This is a genomic window from Microbacterium luteum (assembly GCF_015277875.1).
Classification (GTDB): domain Bacteria; phylum Actinomycetota; class Actinomycetes; order Actinomycetales; family Microbacteriaceae; genus Microbacterium; species Microbacterium luteum.
Genome location: NZ_CP063814.1, coordinates 2,297,156 through 2,315,151 on the forward strand (window position 1 = coordinate 2,297,156; position 17,996 = coordinate 2,315,151).

A 17,996-nucleotide genomic window follows, 5' to 3' on the forward strand; every position below is an offset into this window, starting at 1 on the left:
GATGGGCCTGTGGTCCGACGTTCGCGACGACCTCGCCGCCGCGAAGCTGCGCGACCCGGCCGCGCGCTCGGCGGTCGAGATCGCGCTGCTGTACCCCGGACTCCACGCCGTGTGGGGCCACCGGGTCTGGCATGCCCTGTGGGAGCGACGTTTCCGCTTCGTCGCGCGCGCGGGATCGCAGCTGACCCGGTGGCTCACCGGCATCGAGATCCACCCCGGCGCGAACATCGGACGCCGGTTCTTCATCGACCACGGCATGGGGGTCGTGGTGGGCGAGACGGCCGAGGTCGGCGATGACGTCATGCTCTACCACGGCGTCACGCTGGGTGGACGTCAGCGCAACGGCGGCAAGCGCCATCCGACCCTGGAAGACGGCGTCGCCGTCGGTGCCGGCGCGAAGATCCTCGGCCCCATCACCATCGGCGCGGGAAGCGTCGTCGGAGCCAACGCGGTGGTCACCAAGAGCGCACCGGCCGACAGCATCCTCGTGGGCGTGCCCGCCAAGCCCCGCCCGAGGACGGCCGACGTCGACACCCGCGCTCTCCTCGCCGCTCCCGAATACGTGATCTGAGCCTCCGTCGCTTCCGGTGCCGTCTCCCCGGCGTTCACAACTCCTCACTTCCGGGCCGACACGCCGGGCGCGCGACGCCGCACGGCGCCGTCACGCCCGGATTCGAGGAGTTGTGAACCGCATCCGGGCGGCAGGTCCGGGCCCTGAGGAGTTGTGGACCGGCTCCCGGCCGGCAGGTCCGGCCGTCAGGCGTGTCTCAGGAGTCGCCGGCGAGTGACGCCAGACGCGCCTCCTCGTCGGCCGTGATCGCGGATTCGATCACCGGCTCGAGGGCACCGTCCATGACGTGGTCGAGGTTGTAGGCCTTGTACCCCGTGCGGTGGTCGGCGATGCGGTTCTCGGGGAAGTTGTAGGTGCGGATGCGCTCGGAACGGTCCATCCCGCGGATCTGCGACTTGCGCGCGTCGGCCGCCTGAGCATCGCGCTCCTCCTGCTGACGGGCGAGCAGCCGTGCCCGCAGCACGCGCATCCCCGCCTCGCGGTTCTGCAGCTGCGACTTCTCGTTCTGCATCGACACGACGATCCCGGTCGGCACGTGCGTGATCCGCACGGCGGAGTCCGTCGTGTTCACCGACTGTCCGCCCGGACCCGACGACCGGTAGACGTCGATCTTGAGATCGTTCGGGTTGATCTCGACCTCGTCGGGCTCGTCGACTTCGGGGAACACCAGCACGCCGGTCGTCGAGGTGTGGATGCGCCCCTGCGACTCCGTCGCCGGGACACGCTGCACGCGGTGCACTCCGCCCTCGTACTTCAGGTGCGCCCACACACCCTGCGCCGGGTCGGAAGACGCCCCCTTGATCGCGACCTGCACGTTCTTGTAGCCACCGAGGTCGGATTCGTCCCGCTCCAGCAGCTCGGTCTTCCAGCCCTTCGATGCGGCGTACTGCAGGTACATGCGCAGCAGGTCCGCGGCGAACAGGGCACTCTCGGCGCCGCCCTCCCCCGCCTTGATCTCCATGATCACGTCACGGGCATCGTCGGGGTCGCGAGGGATCAGCAGGCGCCGCAGCTTCTCCTGCAGCCGGGCGCGCTCCTCCTCGAGGGCCGGCACCTCCGCGGCGAAGGCATCGTCCTCCCTCGCGAGTTCGCGCGCGGCTTCGAGGTCGTCGCCCGAGGCCGTCCACGCCTCGTAGGCGCGCACGATGCGCGACAACTCGGCATACCGACGGTTCACGCGCTTCGCGCGCGCCGCATCCGCGTGCACCGCCGGATCCGACAGCTCTCGCTCGACGTCGCGGTACTCCTCGATCAGCCCCTGGACGGACTCGAACACGCCGACCTCCGCGGGTCAGCGGATGCTGTTGTCGGATCCGTGCGCGCCGTTGCCCCCGTGGGCGGGTGCGGGGATCGACTTCTGCATCTGCACGAGGAACTCGACGTTGGACTGGGTCTCCTTGAGCTTGCCCAGGACGACCTCGAGCGCCTGCTGCGGCTCCAGGCCCGCGAGGGCCCGCCGCAGCTTCCAGGTGATCTTGACCTCGTCGTTCGACAGGAGCATCTCCTCGCGGCGCGTGCTCGACGCGTTGACGTCGACGGCGGGGAAGATCCGCTTGTCGGCGAGCTGACGGTTCAGGCGCAGCTCGCTGTTTCCGGTTCCCTTGAACTCCTCGAAGATGACGTCGTCCATCTTGGAGCCGGTCTCGACGAGGGCCGTCGCGAGGATCGTGAGCGATCCGCCGTTCTCGATGTTGCGCGCCGCGCCGAAGAAGCGCTTGGGCGGGTAGAGCGCCGAGGCGTCCACTCCGCCGGTGAGCACCCGGCCCGACGTCGGCGCCGAGATGTTGTACGCGCGGCCGAGACGCGTGATCGAGTCCAGCAGCACGACGACGTCGCGCCCCAGCTCGACAAGGCGCTTCGCGCGCTCGATGGCGAGCTCGGCCACGGTGGTGTGGTCCTCGGCGGGACGGTCGAAGGTCGAGGCGATGACCTCGCCCTTGACCGTGCGCTGCATGTCGGTGACCTCTTCGGGGCGCTCGTCGACCAGCACGACCATGAGGTGGACCTCGGGGTTGTTGTGCGCGATCGCGTTCGCGATCTGCTGCAGCACGATCGTCTTGCCGGCCTTGGGCGGCGCGACGATGAGGCCGCGCTGCCCCTTGCCGATGGGCGCGACGAGGTCGATGATGCGCTGGGTCAGCTTCTCCGGGGCCGTCTCCAGGCGCAGACGCTCCTGCGGGTAGAGCGGCGTGAGCTTGCCGAACTCGACCCGGTCGGCGGCGTCGTCGACCGACAGACCGTTGACCGCGTCGACCTTCACCAGCGCGTTGTACTTCTGCCGGCTCGACTGCTCGCCCTCGCGCGGCTGCTTGATGGCGCCCACGACGGCGTCGCCCTTGCGCAGGTTGTACTTCTTGACCTGGCCGAGCGAGACGTAGACGTCGCTCGAGCCGGGGAGGTAGCCGGTGGTGCGGACGAACGCGTAGTTGTCGAGCACATCGAGGATGCCCGCGACCGGGATGAGGACGTCGTCCTCGCTGATCTCGGTCTCGAACTCGTCGCCGCCGTTCTGGCCTCGGCGCTTGTTGCGCTGCCGGCCACGACCGGAGCCCTGGCCGTCGTCGTCGCCGTCGTTCTGCGCGTTCTGGCCGTTGTTCTGCGAGCCGGAGTTCTGATTCTGTCCCTGGTTCGCGTTCCGGTTCCGGTTGCGGTTGCGGCTCCGGCTGCGACCGCGGCCCGAGGACTCGCCGTCCGAGCCGTCCTGCCCGTTCCCGCCCTCGTTGTCGCTCTTGCCCTGACCGGCGCCGGCGTCGTCGTTCGTCGTCGCGTCGCTCTTGCCGCCCGTGTCGCCATCGCTCTCGGCGGCGGCGGACTTCTGGGCTGCCTCGGTGGGCGCTGAGCCGCCCTTCCCCGCGTCATCGGCCTGCGCGTCGTCGCCCTTCGGCTGCGAGCCTGTTGACTCGGAGCCCTCGGACGACCCGGACGCTTCGGCGTCGGCCGAGGCCGCCGCCTTGCCGCGTCCCTTGCGGGCGCGTGCCGGCTTCTTGGCCGGCTTCTCCGTGGTGTCGGACGAGGCATCCGCGTCTCCGGTGGCAGGCGAGCCCTCCGTCGAGGCCGGAGCCGCATCGTCGGACGGCGTCGGTGCTGCGTCCGGGGCGGCCTCGGCAGCCGCGGAGTCGTCGGAGGCCGGAGCGTCGGTGCTCTTCGCGCGACGCGGAGTGCGCTTGCGCGGTGCCCGGACGGGCTTCTCGGCCGGCGCGTCGCCGGCCTGCTCCCCCGCGGTCTCTGACGCCGCAGCCTTCTCGGCCGCAGCCGGAGCAGTATCGGCCGGAGCCGACGCGGTGGATGCCGACGAGGTGTCGGCTGACGCCGCTGCGGCGTCGGTGTGGATCTCGGAGATGGACTCCACGAGTTCTCCCTTGTGAACGATTGGAATGCGCGACCGCACGCGCGCAGAGAAGTTCCCCGGCTTCCCCCGAAGGATCGGGTGCCGCGTGCCGATTCAGAGAGCCGGCAACGTACCGGGGGCTGTGCGGTGATTTCGCAGAAATGCGACGGAGGCCAGATTCACGATGACGTGGAACCCTCCGCGTTGTTCCTCACTGTACCACCCTTGAAATCCACGGCGAGCATCCGCGCATCCCACGGGGTGTCGACCGCGTCGGCTGCCAGGGCCGCCGCCTCGAGCCGCCGGCCCGGACCGTCGGCGAGCACGAGCACGCTGGGCCCGGCTCCCGACACGACGGCGGCGAAGCCGTCCGCGCGGAGCGCGCGCACCAGTCGATCGGTCTCGGGCATCGCCTGGGCACGGTAGTTCTGGTGCAGCTTGTCCTCGGTGGCCGCCAGCAGCAGTTCGGGGCTCTGCGTGAGCGCGGCGATGAGGAGGGCGGAGCGCGAGACGTTGAAGACGGCGTCCTCGCGCGGCACCTGCAGGGGCTGCAGACTCCTGGCCACGCTCGTGGACATCGTGAATTCCGGCACGAGCACGAGAGGTGCGACCCCGCGGTGCACGAGGAGCTTCTTGTGCTCGGGGACCCCCTCGTCCATCCACGCGATGGTGAGGCCGCCGAAGAGCGCGGGGGCGACGTTGTCGGGGTGCCCCTCCAGCTCGGTCGCGAGGCGCAGCAGCGTGTTCTCGCCGATCTCGACGTCTCCGGTGAGAAGGCCCTTCGCCGCCAGCAGCCCCGCGACGACGGCGGCACCGGAGGATCCCATCCCCCGGCCGTGCGGGATGACGTTCCGGGCCCGCAGGCGCACGCCGGGCATCCGTCGCCCCATGGCCTCGTACGCGTAGCGCATCGAGCGGATGACGAGGTGGGACTCGTCGCGGGGCACTTCGGCTCCACCCTCGCCCTCGACCTCGATCTCGATCGCGTCGGTGTCGAGCTGGTCCACCACGAGTTCGTCGTACACGCTCAGCGCGAGGCCGAGCGTGTCGAAGCCGGGACCCAGGTTGGCACTGGTCGCCGGCACGCGCACCACGACGGAGCGCGACCCGTCGGGTGTGGTCACGCCGAGGCCTCCGGCACGAGATCCAGCACCGAGGCGACCTCGGACGTGGTCGCGTCGACGACGGTGGGCTCCACCTGCGTGCCGTCGGCGTTGCGGAGGGCCCACTGCGGGTCCTTCAGGCCGTGGCCGGTGACCGTGAGCACGACGCGCGACCCCGCGGGTACGACACCCTGGTCGACACGGTCCAGCAGCCCGGCCACGCTGATCGCCGAGGCCGGCTCGACGAAGATGCCCACCTCGCCCGCCAGCAGCTTCTGTGCGGCGAGGATGCGGTCGTCGTCGATCGCGCCGAACCAGCCGTCGGTCGCCTCCCGCGCCTCGAGGGCGAGATCCCACGACGCGGGGTTGCCGATGCGGATGGCGCTGGCGATCGTATCGGGGTTCTTCACGACCTCGCCGCGGACGAGGGGCGCGCTGCCGGCCGCCTGGAAGCCGAACATGCGCGGCACGCGTGTGGCGGCGCCGCGCTCGGCCTCTTCGCGGTAGCCGCGGGAGTAGGCGGTGTAGTTGCCGGCGTTGCCGACGGGGATGAAGTGGAAGTCGGGCGCGTCGCCGAGCGTCTCGACGATCTCGTAGGCCGCGGTCTTCTGACCCTCGATGCGATCGGGATTGACGCTGTTGACCAGGTGCACCGGGTAGTGGTCGGCGAGCTCCCGCGCGATCTCGAGGCAGTCGTCGAAGTTGCCGCGGATCTGGATGAGGCGGCCGTTGTGCGCGACGGCCTGGCTGAGCTTGCCCATGGCGATCTTGCCCTCGGGCACCAGCACCGCCGCGGTGATGCCGGCGTGCGCGGCGTACGCGGCCGCGGACGCCGACGTGTTGCCGGTGGACGCGCAGATGACGGCCTTCGCGCCGTGCTCGACGGCGCGCGAGAGCGCGACGGTCATCCCGCGGTCCTTGAAGGAGCCGGTCGGGTTCATGCCCTCGTACTTCACCCAGACGTCGGTGCCGGTGCGGCGCGACAGCGCCGGGGCGGGCAGCAGCGGCGTTCCGCCCTCGCCGAGGGTGACCACGGTCGAGGCGTCGGTGACGCCGAGCCGGTCGGCATACTCGCGGAGGACTCCGCGCCAGACGTGTGCCATCTCAGTCTCCTTCCACGCGCAGCACCGAGACCACGCGTTCGACGACCCCGCTCGAGGCGAGACGCTCGACGGTCTCGCTGAGGTCTTGTTCTCGTGCCGTGTGCGTGCCGATGACCAGCCGCGCCGTGCCGGTCTCGCGGTACGCCGCCTCACCGGTGGGGACCACGGCGGTGTCGCCGTCGCCGGCCGGCGTCTGCTCGACCGTCGCGATCGACACGCGCCCGTCGCTGAGCAGGCCCGCGACCGTGGCGAGCACGCCGGGCTGGTCGTTCACCTCGAGGGTGATCTGGTAGCGGGTGGTCATCTGGCCGATGGGCACCACCGGCAGGTTCGCACGGGTGGACTCGCCGACGCCGACGCCCCCGGCGATGTGGCGCCGCGCCGCGGAGACGACGTCGCCGAGCACCGCGGACGCGGTCTGCACGCCGCCGGCCCCGGCGCCGTAGAACATGAGGTTCCCGGCGGCTTCGGCCTGCACGAAGACAGCGTTGTTGGCTCCGTGCACGCTCGCCAGCGGGTGCTCCCGGTCGACGAGGGCCGGATACACGCGCACCGAGATGGCGTCGCCGCCGTCCTCGGCGCCGCCGACGAGCCGCTCGCACACCGCCAGCAGCTTGATCACGAAGCCGGCGCTGCGCGCGGCATCCATCATCTGCTTGTCGATGTGGGTGATGCCCTCGCGGTGCACAGCGTCCAGCGGGACGGCGGTGTGGAAGGCCAGGCTCGCGAGGATCGCGGCCTTCTGTGCGGCGTCGTAGCCCTCGACGTCGGCGGTCGGATCCGCCTCGGCGTAGCCCAGCCGCTGAGCGTCGGCGAGCACATCGGCGAAGTCGGCGCCCTCGCGGTCCATCCGGTCGAGGATGTAGTTCGTCGTGCCGTTGACGATGCCCATGATGCGCTGCACGCGGTCACCGGCGAGGGAGTCGCGCAGCGGCCGGATGATGGGGATCGCCCCCGCCGCGGCGGCTTCGTAGTAGACCGAGGCTCCCACCTGATCGGCTGCGTCGAACAGCTCGGGACCGTGGGTGGCCAGCAGCGCCTTGTTCGCCGTGACGACGTCTGCGCCGGCATTGATCGCGGCCAGCAGCTGCGTGCGCGCCGGCTCGATGCCGCCCATCAGCTCGATGACGATGTCGGATCCGACCAGCAGGGGCTCCGGATCGGTCGTCAGCAGCTCACGGGGCAGCTCGGTGTCGCGCGGGGCGTCGGGGTCGCGCACGGCGATCCCGACCAGCTCGATGCGTGCACCGGCGCGGTCGGCGAGCTCGTCGCCGTGCTGACGCAGCAGCGCGGCGACCTGCGATCCGACGGCTCCGGCGCCCAGCAGCGCCACCCTCAATCGGCGGTAATCGGTCATTCGTTCCCTTCCGTAGTGGCCACCGGCATGCCGGCGTCTCGGGCGAGGAGGTCGTCGATGGTCTCGCCGCGCACGATCACTCGCGCAGCGCCGTCGCCGACGGCGATCACGGGAGGGCGCGGAACGTAGTTGTAGGTGCTCGACAGCGAGAAGCAGTAGGCGCCGGTGGCGGGCACGGCGAGCAGGTCTCCGGCGGTCACGTCCCCGGGCAGCCACTCGGCGTCGACGACGATGTCGCCCGCTTCGCAGTGCTTGCCGACCACACGCGCGAGCGCCGGGGCGGCGTCGCTGCGACGCGAGGCGAGGCGTGCGGAGTAGGCGGCGCCGTACAGGGCCGGACGGGCGTTGTCGCTCATGCCGCCGTCGACGCTCACGTAGACCCGCTCCAGGTCGTCACCGACCGCCACCGGCTTGACGGTTCCCACCTCGTACAGGGTGACGCCGGCGCGGCCGACGATCGCGCGGCCCGGTTCGAAGGCGAGGGGCGGGACGGGGATGCCCCGGTCGGCGCACTGCTCGGCGACGGCCGCGATGATCTCGTCCGCGAGATCCGCGATGGGCGTGGGCTCGTCGGCGTCGGTGTAGGCGATGCCGAATCCGCCGCCGAGGTTCACGGTGAGCTCCTCGCCGTCGCGCAGCAGTCGTGCGTGCAGGCCGATGACGCGGGAGGCGGACTCTGCGAAACCGGCGGCTCCGAAGATCTGCGAGCCGATATGGCAGTGAAGCCCCGTGAAGCGAAGGGACGGCAGCTCACGGATGCGCCCGACGGCGGCTTCGGCGGCGGACAGGGTGAAACCGAACTTCTGGTCCTCGTGCGCGGTGGCGAGGAAGTCATGCGTCTCGGCGTGAACGCCGCTGTTGACGCGCACGGCCACGTTCTGCACGACGCCATGCCCCGCCGCGATCGACGCGAGGCGCTCGATCTCGATTCCGCTGTCGACGACGACGGTTCCGACGCCCGCGGTCACGGCGCGGGTGAGTTCGATCTCGGACTTGTTGTTGCCGTGCAGTCCCAGCCGTGCCGGGTCGGTGCCGGCCGCCAGCGCGACGGCGAGCTCTCCGCCGGTGGCGACGTCGACGTTCAGCCCCTCGGCCGTCACCCAGCGCACCGCCTCGGTGCACAGGAAGGCCTTGCCCGCGTAGTACACCGTGGCGCGCGTGCCGTGGCGCACGGCGGCCGCATCGAACGCCTCCCGCACCTCGCGGGCGCGGTTGCGCACGGCGATCTCGTCGATCACGTACAGCGGCGTGCCGAAGCGGTGTCGAAGATCGGCGACCGGAACGCCACCGAGGGTGAGGGAGCCGTCTTCGGCTCGCCGGGCGTCCGGCGGCCACACCTTCTCGGACAGCGCGTTCACGTCGGCCGGGACGACGGGTGCGGTGGTCGGGTCAGGCGTGGCGGACACGGGTGAAGAGCCAATCGGTGGTTCGGGGAATGCGCCGGCGCCGGATCGGGCGGCCAGGGCGACGTCGATGCTTGCAGTTTAGGGCACGGCCCGGCCTCGCCCCGTCGTGTGACGATCCGCCGCGCGCCCACCCGCTCGCGTGCCCAATGCAGCGAGAAACACGTGACGGCGCGAGAAAGCACGCATTGCGGTGTTTGTCGGGGCGAAAGGTGTTTCTCGGATGCTCAGCACGGTGGACGCGATCGCGTCGCGACGGGGCAATGGCCGCCGTGGGCCGGGATCCGGTGGTGGGCGATGTGCGGCTACGCCCCGACGCGGCCGGCGCCGCCGACATCGGTGACGGGTGGGTGTGGATGCCCGCCGACGTCCGATGGCCGGACGACGCGCCCTCCCCGGGTGCGCTCGTCGACGCTCACGCAAGGGGACCGTGACGCCATCGGACTCGACACCCTGCCGAAGACGTTGGCCGGAGCGCTGGATCTGCTCGACGCGAGTGCGACGATGCGCGCTGCGCACGGTGACGACATGGTCGATCTGTACCTGGCCGTCAGACGCGCCGCGTGAGGGCGCTCAGCTGCAGGTACCCGGCTCCTGCAGCGTCGCGTCGGAGATGATGGCGCCGTCGACAGCGGCGTCGGCGACGATCCGGTCTCCGACGACGGCGATCTCCTCGAGTGCGACGCCCGCCGGCAGGTACTCGGCGACGCAGATCGTCCAGTCCTGCAGCACCGCCGAGGCGATGAGGCCGAACTGGTTCCGCACCTGGTCGGCGGTGAGCTCGGCCCCGGCGACCTCGATCCCCGCCGGCGCGAGCACGATCGCACCCTGCTCCGCGGAGGGCGTCAGGCTGACCGCGACGGGGATCTCGAGACCGAACACGTCGAACACGGTGTCCAGGCGCACGTTCGGCTCGTCGAGGGTCACCTCCGCATCCGGGAAGCCTTCGAGACCGCTCAGCAGACCGGCGACCTGCGCCCCGTCGAGCACCAGCTCCGCGTCGATCGCTCCGGCCGGATCGTCGCCGCGCACGGGCACGTCTTCAGCGACCACCACGACATCCCCCGACAGCGGCCCCAAGGGGAGGTCGTCGCCGGAGATCGTGAGCTCATCGAGCGTGCCGGAGATCAGCTGCGGCAGCACGAGGCCCGCGACCCCGACCTCGATCGCCTGATCGGCGGGCACATCCAGCGCCTCGGCGACCTGAGCGCGAACGGTGCGGGTCACCGCCTCGCGAGCGATCCACTCCCCCGCGATGGCGGCGGCGACCGCGAGCACGAGGACCACGGCGAGCGCGACGATCCACGGCCAGACCCGGCGACGGCGGCGGACGGGCGGCTCGCCCGTGATCATCCCCTCCGGCAGCGGCTCGGTGGGCTGGGTGTCGCCGGAGGCCATGTCGTCACATCCGTTCCGGCGCGCTCACGCCGAGGAGGTCGAGGCCGTTTCGCAGCACCTGGCCGGTCGCGTCGTTCAGCCACAGTCGGGTGCGGTGCAGGTCGCCGACGGGATCGTCGCCGAGCGGGATCACGCGGCACGTGTCGTACCACCGGTGGTACAGGCCGGCGAGCTCTTCGAGGTATCGGGCGATGCGGTGCGGCTCGCGCACCTCGGCGGCGAACGCGACCAGGCGCGGGAACTCCTGCAGGGCCCCCAGGAGCGCGCTCTCGGTCTCGTGGCCGAGAAGCTCCGGCGCGAACGCGGACCGGTCCACGCCCGACGCGTGCGCATTCCGGGAGACGTTGTGGGTGCGGGCGTGCGCATACTGCACGTAGAAGACCGGGTTGTCGTTGGTGCGCCGCTGCAGGATCTCGGGATCGAGCGTCAGCGGCGAGTCGGCGGGGTATCTGGCCAGCGAGTACCGCAGGGCGTCGGTGCCGAGCCAGTCGCGCAGGTCGTCGAGCTCGATGATGTTGCCCGCGCGCTTGCTGAGCTTGGCACCGTTGACCGACACCAGCTGTCCGATCAGCACCTCGATGTCCGTCTCCGGATCGTCGCCCGCCGCGCCCGCGAGCGCCTTGAGGCGATGGACGTAGCCGTGGTGATCTGCTCCGAGCAGATAGATCTTGTGCGCGAAGCCGCGGTCGCCCTTGTTCAGGTAGTAGGCCGCGTCGGCCGCGAAGTAGGTGTACTCGCCGTTGGATCGCCGGATGACGCGGTCCTTGTCGTCACCGAAGTCCGTGGTGCGCACCCAGACGGCGTCATCCTCGTCGAACACGTGGCCCTGTTCGCGCAGCCGGTCGACGGCTTCGTCGACGAGGCTCGGCGCCCCGTCGACGCCGCGGGCGTGCAGGACGCGCTCGGAGAACCACACGTCGAAGTGCACGTTGAACTTCTCCAGCGACGACTGCAGCTCGCCCAGCTGGAAGCGGTACGCGGTGTCGCGGGCGATGCGCTCGGCGTCGTCGGCTTCGAGCAGGTCGGGATGCTCAACGAGCACGCGACGTGCCAGTTCCGCGATGTACGCCCCGGCGTATCCGTCTTCGGGTGTCGGTTCGCCCTTCGCCGCGGCCAGCACCGACCGCCCGAAGCGGTCCATCTGGGCGCCGGCGTCGTTGATGTAGAACTCGCGGGCGAGGGTGGCGCCGCTGGCCAGCAGCAGGCGGGCGATCGCGTCACCGAGTGCCGCCCATCGCGTGTGCCCGATGTGCATCGGGCCCGTGGGGTTCGCACTGACGAACTCGAGGTTGATGGTGTTGCCGCGCTGGGTGTCGTTCGACCCGAACGCGGCACCCGCATCGACGATCGTCTTGGCGAGGGCGCCCGCGGCCGCGGCGTCCAGCCGGATGTTGATGAAGCCGGGGCCGGCCACGTCGACGCTCGCGATCCCGTCGACCTCGCGCAGCCGCTCCGCGATCGCCGCGGCGAGGTCGCGCGGCGGCATCCCGAATCTCTTCGCGAGCTTCAGCGCGGCGTTGGACGCCCAGTCGCCGTGGTCGCGGTTGCGCGGGCGCTCGAGCGGAAAGTCGGCGAGGTCCAGGCCCTCGACATCGCCGCCCCGTCGCTCCTGCGCGAGGGGAACGACGACGGACAGCAGTGCGGCGGAGAGGGCTTCGGGATCCATAGGGTCTCCATCCTACGATTCCGCCGTCGCGAGACCGGTGTCAGCCCAGATGCACCGGCGTCAGGAAGTCGTCCGGCGCACCCAGCGCGGGGACCGGGTCGAGGTTCCAGGCGTCGACGTGAAGGCGCGAGAGCCCGACGTTGCCGCCGTGGAAGCTGAGGAATGCGCAGTCGGCGGCATCCCGCCCGGTGGCGATGCGCACCAGGGAGCGCCGGTCCGCGAGGCGAGTCGCGTCGACGACGTACCAGAGACCGTCGTGGTACGCCTCGGCGACGGCGTGGAAATCCATCGGCTCCAGCCCCGGCGCGAAGCAGGCCGCATAGCGGGCGGGCATGTCCATCGCGCGCAGGAGGGCGATGACGACGTGCGCGTAGTCGCGGCAGACGCCCTGGCCGGTCATGAGGGTCGTGACGGCGGAGTCGGTGCCCTGGCTGAGTCCCGGCGTGTAGGTGGTGCTGGCGGCGACGAAATCGGCGACGGCGCCGATGAGCTCGAGCCCCGCCAGCCCGCGGAACTGCCGTCGTGCCTGGGAGAAGACCTCGTCAGACTGGCAGTAGCGGCTCGGACGCAGGTAGCTGATGGTCTCGATGTCGCTCGTCGAGCGCGACGAGACACCCGCATCGATCGTCGCGTCGTAGCGCACCTCGAGGCGTCCCGCCTCGCCGGTGAGCCGATGCAGTCGGCTGCCGACGTGGTCGACGATCTCGGTCGGCGTGTACACCCGATCGCCCTGCGTGAAGGTCAGATCCTCGCTGATCACGGGCACGCCCTGAGCGGCGGTGATCTGCAGGATCAGGTCGACGGAGGACCCGAGTTCGAGGTCGAGTTCGGCGGTCACCTGGCGTTGCACCGGAGTATCCTCGCACGTCGCGAAGACACCCCGGTGCGATCCGGGCGACTCAGTCCTCGGACGCCTCCTCGCGCGCACGGCGGTGCGCACGGCGATCCTCATTCACCGTCAGCGCGTTGTCCCCCGACGCGGCGTGATCGGGCCGGTCGGGGCCCTTGTGCTGGATGTGGCCGGGATCGAGCGTGCGCCGGACGTCCTCAGCGGTCACGGTGCCGATCGGACCGGTCGCCGCCTCGACGTACCACTCCGTCAGCGCCGGATCCTCGGAGTCGAGCCACGCGCCCGCGCCGTCTCCGGCGGGCACCTCGCTGGTGCCGAACACGAAGTCGTCGCCGTGGTCGGCGATGCCCTTCCGCACACCCTCCTGGATCGCCGCCCGCGCGTACTTCCCTCGCAGGACGTAGGGATCGGTGCGCAGGTCCTTCGCCCACGCGATCATGATGCCGATCACGACGAACGAGAACGGGAGCGCCGAGACGACCATGATCGACTGCAGGCCCGACAGGGCATCCTGACCGCCCGCGAGCAGCAGCGACGCCGCCACGAGCGCGAGAAGGGAACCCCACAGGATGGTGACCCACGACGACGGCTCGGGACGGCCGTGCTGCGACATCGACCCCATGACGATCGAGGCGGAGTCGGCGGAGGTCACGAAGAAGATCACGATCGAGACCATCGCGAGAACGCTGGTGATCAGGCCGAACGGCAGTTCGTTCAGCACGCCGAAGAGCACCTCTTCGCCACCGGCGGCGTCGCCGAGCGGCACGCCCGAGGCTTGCTGGAACATCGACGTGCCGCCGAAGATGACGAACCACGTGAGGCAGACCGCCGACGGCACGATGATCACGACGGTCACGAACTCACGAAGGGTGCGGCCGCGGGAGATCTTCGCGATGAACATCCCGACGAAGGGCGTCCACGAGACCCACCACGCCCAGTAGTAAGTGGTCCAGCTCGACATGAAGGCGGCGGCGTCCTCGCCGTCATTGGCGCTGCGCGAGAGCATCACGCCGAGTTCGTCGAAGAACTCGACGGCGGCGGCCGGCAGGAAGTTCAACAGGAACACCGTTGGCCCCACGATGAAGACGAACACCGCGAGCAGGCCGGCAAGCACCATGTTGATGTTCGACAGCAGCCGGATGCCGCGCTTGATGCCCGAGACGGCAGAGATGATGAACAGTGCCGCGAGGATCGCGATGGCGCTGATGAGGAACGTGTTTCCCACCGGGCCGATGCCGGTGACGACCTCGAATCCGCGGCCGATCTGGAGCACCCCGATGCCGAGGGAGATGGCCGTGCCGAACAGCGTCACGATGATCGCGAAGACGTCGATGGTCGCCCCGAGGGGGCCCGCCGTGCGCTTGCCGAAGATGGGCTCGAAGATCGCGGAGATGAGGGGCGCGCGGCCACGCCGGTAGGCGCTGTAGGCGATCGCGCCGCCGACGAGGGCGTAGAACGCCCACGCGATCGGACCCCAATGGAGCATCGCCTGCGCCATCGCCGTCTTCATCGCCGCAGCCGACTCGGGGGCCACGTCGAACCCGCTGGGCGGGTCGAGGAAGAACAGGAGCGGCTCGTACGGCCCGTAGAACAGCAGCCCGATCCCGATGCCGGCGGAGAAGAGCATCGCGATCCACGAGGTCGTGGAGAACTCCGGCTGCTCGTCGTCGGATCCGAGTCGCACGCCGCCGCTGCGGCCGTAGCCCACGACGAGCATGTAGAGGATGACGACGATCGCCAGGGCGGAGAAGAGCCATCCGAAGTTGGTGCTCACCCAGCCGAGCGCGGCGCCGCCGACCGTGCTGATGCTGTCGGGCGCGGCGAAGGCCCAGGTGATCACGCCGACGGCGACGACAGCGGCGAAGATGAAGACGCCCCAGTTCATGGGGAACACGCGCCCCGTCTTCTCGACGCCGATGCCCGGAATGAGGGCGGGGTGCACGAGGCCGGGGGTCGTCACCTCGTCGATGACGCGCTTCACGCCGTCGACCCTGCCCCCTTTCGACGTGCCGCGTGCGGGCGGATCGTCGTGGCTGCCGTTGTTCGTCGGACTGGTCATATCGATCGGTCTCCCGGGTCGTGCGCACGCGACCCGGCGGCCGCATCGACGCTGTGTGCCAGCCACGTTAGCGAGATCGGAGCGCGTTTTCGGCTGAAGAAGCGGATTGGACGCGGACCCGTTTACCCTCTATGTATGCGCGCGAGCGACCCGACGCCCCAGCGCCGTCTTCCCCTGACGGTGCTCGCGGTCGCGCTGGCGGTGATGCTCGTCTCGCTCGTCGCCGCGTGGCGCCCGTGGGGCACCGCCTCCTCGGTCGAGGCGTCGGAGGAAGGGGCCGTCGGCGCCGCCACCGCGGTCGCGCCCCTGACGATCCCGGACTCCCCCACCGTGCTGATCTTCGGCGATTCGTGGGTCTACGGCTCCGCCGCCGAGGTGCCGACGCTCGGCTTCGCCTACGTCGTCTCCGACGCCCTCGGCTGGCAGGCGACCGTCGACGGCGTGCGCGGCAGCGGCTACCTCAAGGCGGGGATCGACGGGCCTGACTACGGCACGCGCATCGCGGACCTGGATCCTGCTCTCGACCCCGATCTGATCATCGTCGAGGGGTCGATCAACGATCGCCGCCTCTACCCTGACGGATACCGCGATGCGGTCACGGCGGCATGGGAGACGCTGGCGAGCACCTACCCGGCGGCTTCCGTGGTCGTGCTCGGGCCGGCCCCGCAGGTGCTTCCCGTCGAAGAGGCCACGGCCGCGATCGACGCCGACCTGGCCGACCTCGCATCCGTGCGCGGCTGGTGGTACGTCTCCCCGATCGCGGAGGGCTGGATCCAGCCGGCGAACTACTTCGATGTCATCGACACCGGTGCGGGCAACGACCATCCTTCCACCGCCGGTCACGCCTACCTCGCCGAACGGCTCGCCGCCTCCCTCGCGGCGCTGTCCACCCTGCCGGAGGTGTCGGCGGAGGCGCCCCTCGGAGGGTGGTAGTCTCGATCGGCACGCCTCCGTAGCTCAGGGGATAGAGCGTTGGTTTCCGGTACCAAAGGTCGCAGGTTCGATTCCTGTCGGGGGCACCACTTCCACCCACGGCGATGATCCACGCCGGGATCACTCCGCAGTGTCGGGGATCACGATCCAGACACTCGCGCCGCCGGTCTCGGCCTCGTCGATCCCGATCCGGCCCCCGTGGGCCTCGACGATCCGACGACACGTCGACAGCCCGATCCCGAGCCCCGGCACGTCGTCGACGCCGCCGCGGTCCATGAGCTCGAAGACCGCCTCGCGACGCTCGGCGGGAACACCGGGACCGTTGTCGTCGACGGTGAGCCGCCACCCGCCCGTGAGCCGATGCGAGCGGATGACCACCCGCGGCGTGATCCCGGTCGCGGCGGTGAATTTCACCGCGTTGGCGATGAGGTTCTGCAGGAGCGCCCGGAGCAGCGTCGGGTCGCCGTGCAGTGATGCGTCGACGTGCGCCTCGATACGTGCGCCCGTCTCGGCGAGGGCCGTGTCGAGGTCGTCCCCGACCGAGGCGATGAGGTCGCCCAGACCGACCGGCTCGCGGCGCGGTCGGGAACCGCCCAGGCGAGCGTAGGCGTACAGGTCGCCGATCATCGCTCCCATGCGCTCGGCAGCGGACTCCGCGCGCGAGAGGGCGCGCGCGGCCTGCGGGGCTCCGGCGAGTTCGGGACTGTCGGCGGCGAGCTCGATGAAGCCGGCGAGCGCCATCAGCGGGTTGCGCAGATCGTGGCTGATCTGACCGGCGAATCGCTCGAGCTGTTCGTTGGACTGACCGAGTTCGTGCGTGAGTCGACGAAGCTCGAGCACATCCACCACCTGGTGGGCGAGAAGGGCCAGCGCCCGACTGTCCTCCGGCGCGAGCTCTCCCACCTCCTCGTCGAAAACGCACAGGGTGCCGATCGGAATCCCCTGCGGGGTGATGAGCGGGCTCGAGGCGTAGAAGCGCACGTCGGCGATTTCGCCGGTGACGAAGGGATTGTCGCGGAAGCGATCGTCTTCGCGAGCGTCGGGGACCACGACATGACCGGGATGCTGGAACACCACCGCGCACATGGAGTCCTCTCGCGCGCACACGGCGGGGGTGAACCCGACGGCCGCGATCTGATGCTGGAAGCGGTCGTCGATGATGTTGATGACAGCCGTCGAGACACCGCACACGGTCGCGGCGAGCTGCACGAGCCCCTCGAGATCGGGCTCGGGCGGTGCACCGACCACGCCGTAGGACGCGATCATCTCGCGTCGCGTCACATCCTGCACCGTCGACATCGCGCTCCCCAGTCTCGCGTCAGTTCTGTTGAGAAGATAGCCGACCGACTCAGACCAGGAAGACCCCGTCGAGCAGGCCCGGATTGTGCGCGTGCACGAGCACGCCGAACACCACCGCGTCGAAGAGCAGGTGCACGGTGACCACGTAGGCGAGCGACCGTGTCTTGACGAAGATGAATCCCTGCAGCAGCGCGAACGGGATCGTCAGTACGGGGCCCCATGCCTGATAGCCGAGCTCCCACAGGAACGACACGAACACGATCGTCTGAAGCATGTTCGCCTGCCAGAACGGGAAGTGACGCAGCAGCAGCGCGAAGCACGTGCAGATGAAGAACAGCTCGTCCCAGATGCCGACCGCGCCGACGCCGACGAACAGACGGGCGATGAGGTCGGGGGTGTCGACGACCGGCCAGTTGAGATAGACACCGGAGGTGATGAAGTAGAAGGGCAGGATGAGCCAGCCCAGCGCGAGCACCAGCACGAGCCAGGACCACTGGAACCACGTCCACCGGCCGCCGCCGCGCCAGGGGAAGCGGATCGCGCGGTCGCGGTAGACGAAGCGCGACACGAGGTACGGCACGACCACCGCGCCGCCGAGCGCGACGGTGAAACGCAGCATGCCGGCGTTGTCGAGTTCGGCCTTCAGCGGGATGGCGCTGACGATCAGCAGTCCGACGGCGATGAGCGAGAGGTCGCGCACCAGCGACGGGATGCGGCGATCCGGCTCCGTGAGGCGGGCGGTCTTCCGAGTGAGCATCCAGCCGGACGCGAGCCCGGCGGCCAGGAGCGCCCAGCCGAGCCACGGCAGCAGGAGAACGAAGAACGCCGGGGCCGCCAGGCACACCAGCAGTGCGGGGACGAGATGCCACGTGGAGGTCGGGTGGTCCCGCACGATCGCGGACCTGGCGGCGTTCGGCATGGCCGTC

Annotated in this window: 15 protein-coding genes and 1 tRNA gene; 4 read left to right on the forward strand and 12 right to left on the reverse strand. The window is 70.3% G+C overall.

The window, feature by feature from the left end; all coding sequences use genetic code 11:
• The first annotated feature begins 1 nt into the window (after window position 1).
• Window positions 2-571, forward strand: coding sequence for a serine O-acetyltransferase EpsC (epsC, locus tag IM777_RS11440; protein WP_194383438.1), 570 nt, complete (start codon window positions 2-4; stop codon window positions 569-571).
• A 196-nt stretch (window positions 572-767) separates the two neighbouring features.
• Here the strand turns inward: epsC and prfA are convergent, their stop codons facing one another.
• The 6 genes from prfA to lysA all read right to left on the reverse strand — a co-directional run bounded on the left by prfA (window position 768) and on the right by lysA (window position 8,868).
• The gene (prfA, locus tag IM777_RS11445) at window positions 768-1,847 is read right to left on the reverse strand and encodes a peptide chain release factor 1 (protein WP_071045317.1); all 1,080 of its coding nucleotides are present in this window, start codon (window positions 1,845-1,847) and stop codon (window positions 768-770) included.
• 15 nt (window positions 1,848-1,862) lie between these two features.
• Window positions 1,863-3,920 (reverse strand): transcription termination factor Rho, encoded by a 2,058-nt coding sequence (gene rho, locus IM777_RS11450; RefSeq protein WP_228480777.1) that lies wholly within the window; start codon window positions 3,918-3,920, stop codon window positions 1,863-1,865.
• A gap of 158 nt (window positions 3,921-4,078) precedes the next feature.
• Complete coding sequence (gene thrB, locus IM777_RS11455) at window positions 4,079-5,023, reverse strand: homoserine kinase (protein ID WP_194383439.1); 945 nt, start codon at window positions 5,021-5,023, stop codon at window positions 4,079-4,081.
• Window positions 5,020-6,105 (reverse strand): threonine synthase, encoded by a 1,086-nt coding sequence (thrC, locus tag IM777_RS11460; protein WP_194383440.1) that lies wholly within the window; start codon window positions 6,103-6,105, stop codon window positions 5,020-5,022. The genes thrB and thrC overlap by 4 nt, the downstream gene beginning before the upstream one ends.
• Before the next feature lies 1 nt (window position 6,106).
• A complete protein-coding gene (locus IM777_RS11465) occupies window positions 6,107-7,462 on the reverse strand; it encodes a homoserine dehydrogenase (RefSeq protein ID WP_194383441.1) in 1,356 nt (451 codons plus the stop codon).
• Window positions 7,459-8,868, reverse strand: a complete 1,410-nt coding sequence (lysA, locus tag IM777_RS11470; protein ID WP_194383442.1) for a diaminopimelate decarboxylase — start codon at window positions 8,866-8,868, stop codon at window positions 7,459-7,461. The genes IM777_RS11465 and lysA overlap by 4 nt, the downstream gene beginning before the upstream one ends.
• 396 nt (window positions 8,869-9,264) lie before the next feature.
• Here lysA and IM777_RS11475 point away from each other — a divergent pair, with 396 nt between their 5' ends.
• Window positions 9,265-9,432: a hypothetical protein gene (locus IM777_RS11475; protein WP_194383443.1), complete on the forward strand. Its 168-nt coding sequence runs from the start codon at window positions 9,265-9,267 to the stop codon at window positions 9,430-9,432.
• 6 nt (window positions 9,433-9,438) lie between these two features.
• Here the strand turns inward: IM777_RS11475 and IM777_RS11480 are convergent, their stop codons facing one another.
• From IM777_RS11480 to IM777_RS11495, 4 genes are read right to left on the reverse strand one after another with little or no spacing between them, the layout of a single operon-like run.
• A complete protein-coding gene (locus IM777_RS11480) occupies window positions 9,439-10,263 on the reverse strand; it encodes an LmeA family phospholipid-binding protein (protein ID WP_083336589.1) in 825 nt (274 codons plus the stop codon).
• Window positions 10,264-10,267: 4 nt separating this feature from the next.
• A complete protein-coding gene (locus tag IM777_RS11485; protein WP_194383444.1) occupies window positions 10,268-11,929 on the reverse strand; it encodes an arginine--tRNA ligase in 1,662 nt (553 codons plus the stop codon).
• A 40-nt stretch (window positions 11,930-11,969) separates the two neighbouring features.
• A complete protein-coding gene (locus IM777_RS11490; RefSeq protein ID WP_194383445.1) occupies window positions 11,970-12,779 on the reverse strand; it encodes a transglutaminase-like domain-containing protein in 810 nt (269 codons plus the stop codon).
• 49 nt (window positions 12,780-12,828) lie between these two features.
• Entirely contained in the window at window positions 12,829-14,838 is a 2,010-nt protein-coding gene (locus IM777_RS11495; protein WP_194383446.1) for a BCCT family transporter, read from the reverse strand.
• A gap of 135 nt (window positions 14,839-14,973) precedes the next feature.
• Between IM777_RS11495 and IM777_RS11500 the strand changes: the two genes are divergently transcribed.
• Together IM777_RS11500 and IM777_RS11505 are read left to right on the forward strand one after the other, a co-directional pair.
• Window positions 14,974-15,771, forward strand: a complete 798-nt coding sequence (locus tag IM777_RS11500) for an SGNH/GDSL hydrolase family protein (protein WP_228480778.1) — start codon at window positions 14,974-14,976, stop codon at window positions 15,769-15,771.
• A 13-nt stretch (window positions 15,772-15,784) separates the two neighbouring features.
• Window positions 15,785-15,860: transfer RNA gene (locus IM777_RS11505), tRNA-Arg, on the forward strand.
• A 31-nt stretch (window positions 15,861-15,891) separates the two neighbouring features.
• Here the strand turns inward: IM777_RS11505 and IM777_RS11510 are convergent.
• Window positions 15,892-17,070, reverse strand: a complete 1,179-nt coding sequence (locus IM777_RS11510) for a sensor histidine kinase (protein WP_194383447.1) — start codon at window positions 17,068-17,070, stop codon at window positions 15,892-15,894.
• Between the two features lie 49 nt (window positions 17,071-17,119).
• Window positions 17,120-17,989: a CPBP family intramembrane glutamic endopeptidase gene (locus IM777_RS11515; RefSeq protein WP_194383448.1), complete on the reverse strand. Its 870-nt coding sequence runs from the start codon at window positions 17,987-17,989 to the stop codon at window positions 17,120-17,122.
• Window positions 17,990-17,996: the final 7 nt, after the last annotated feature.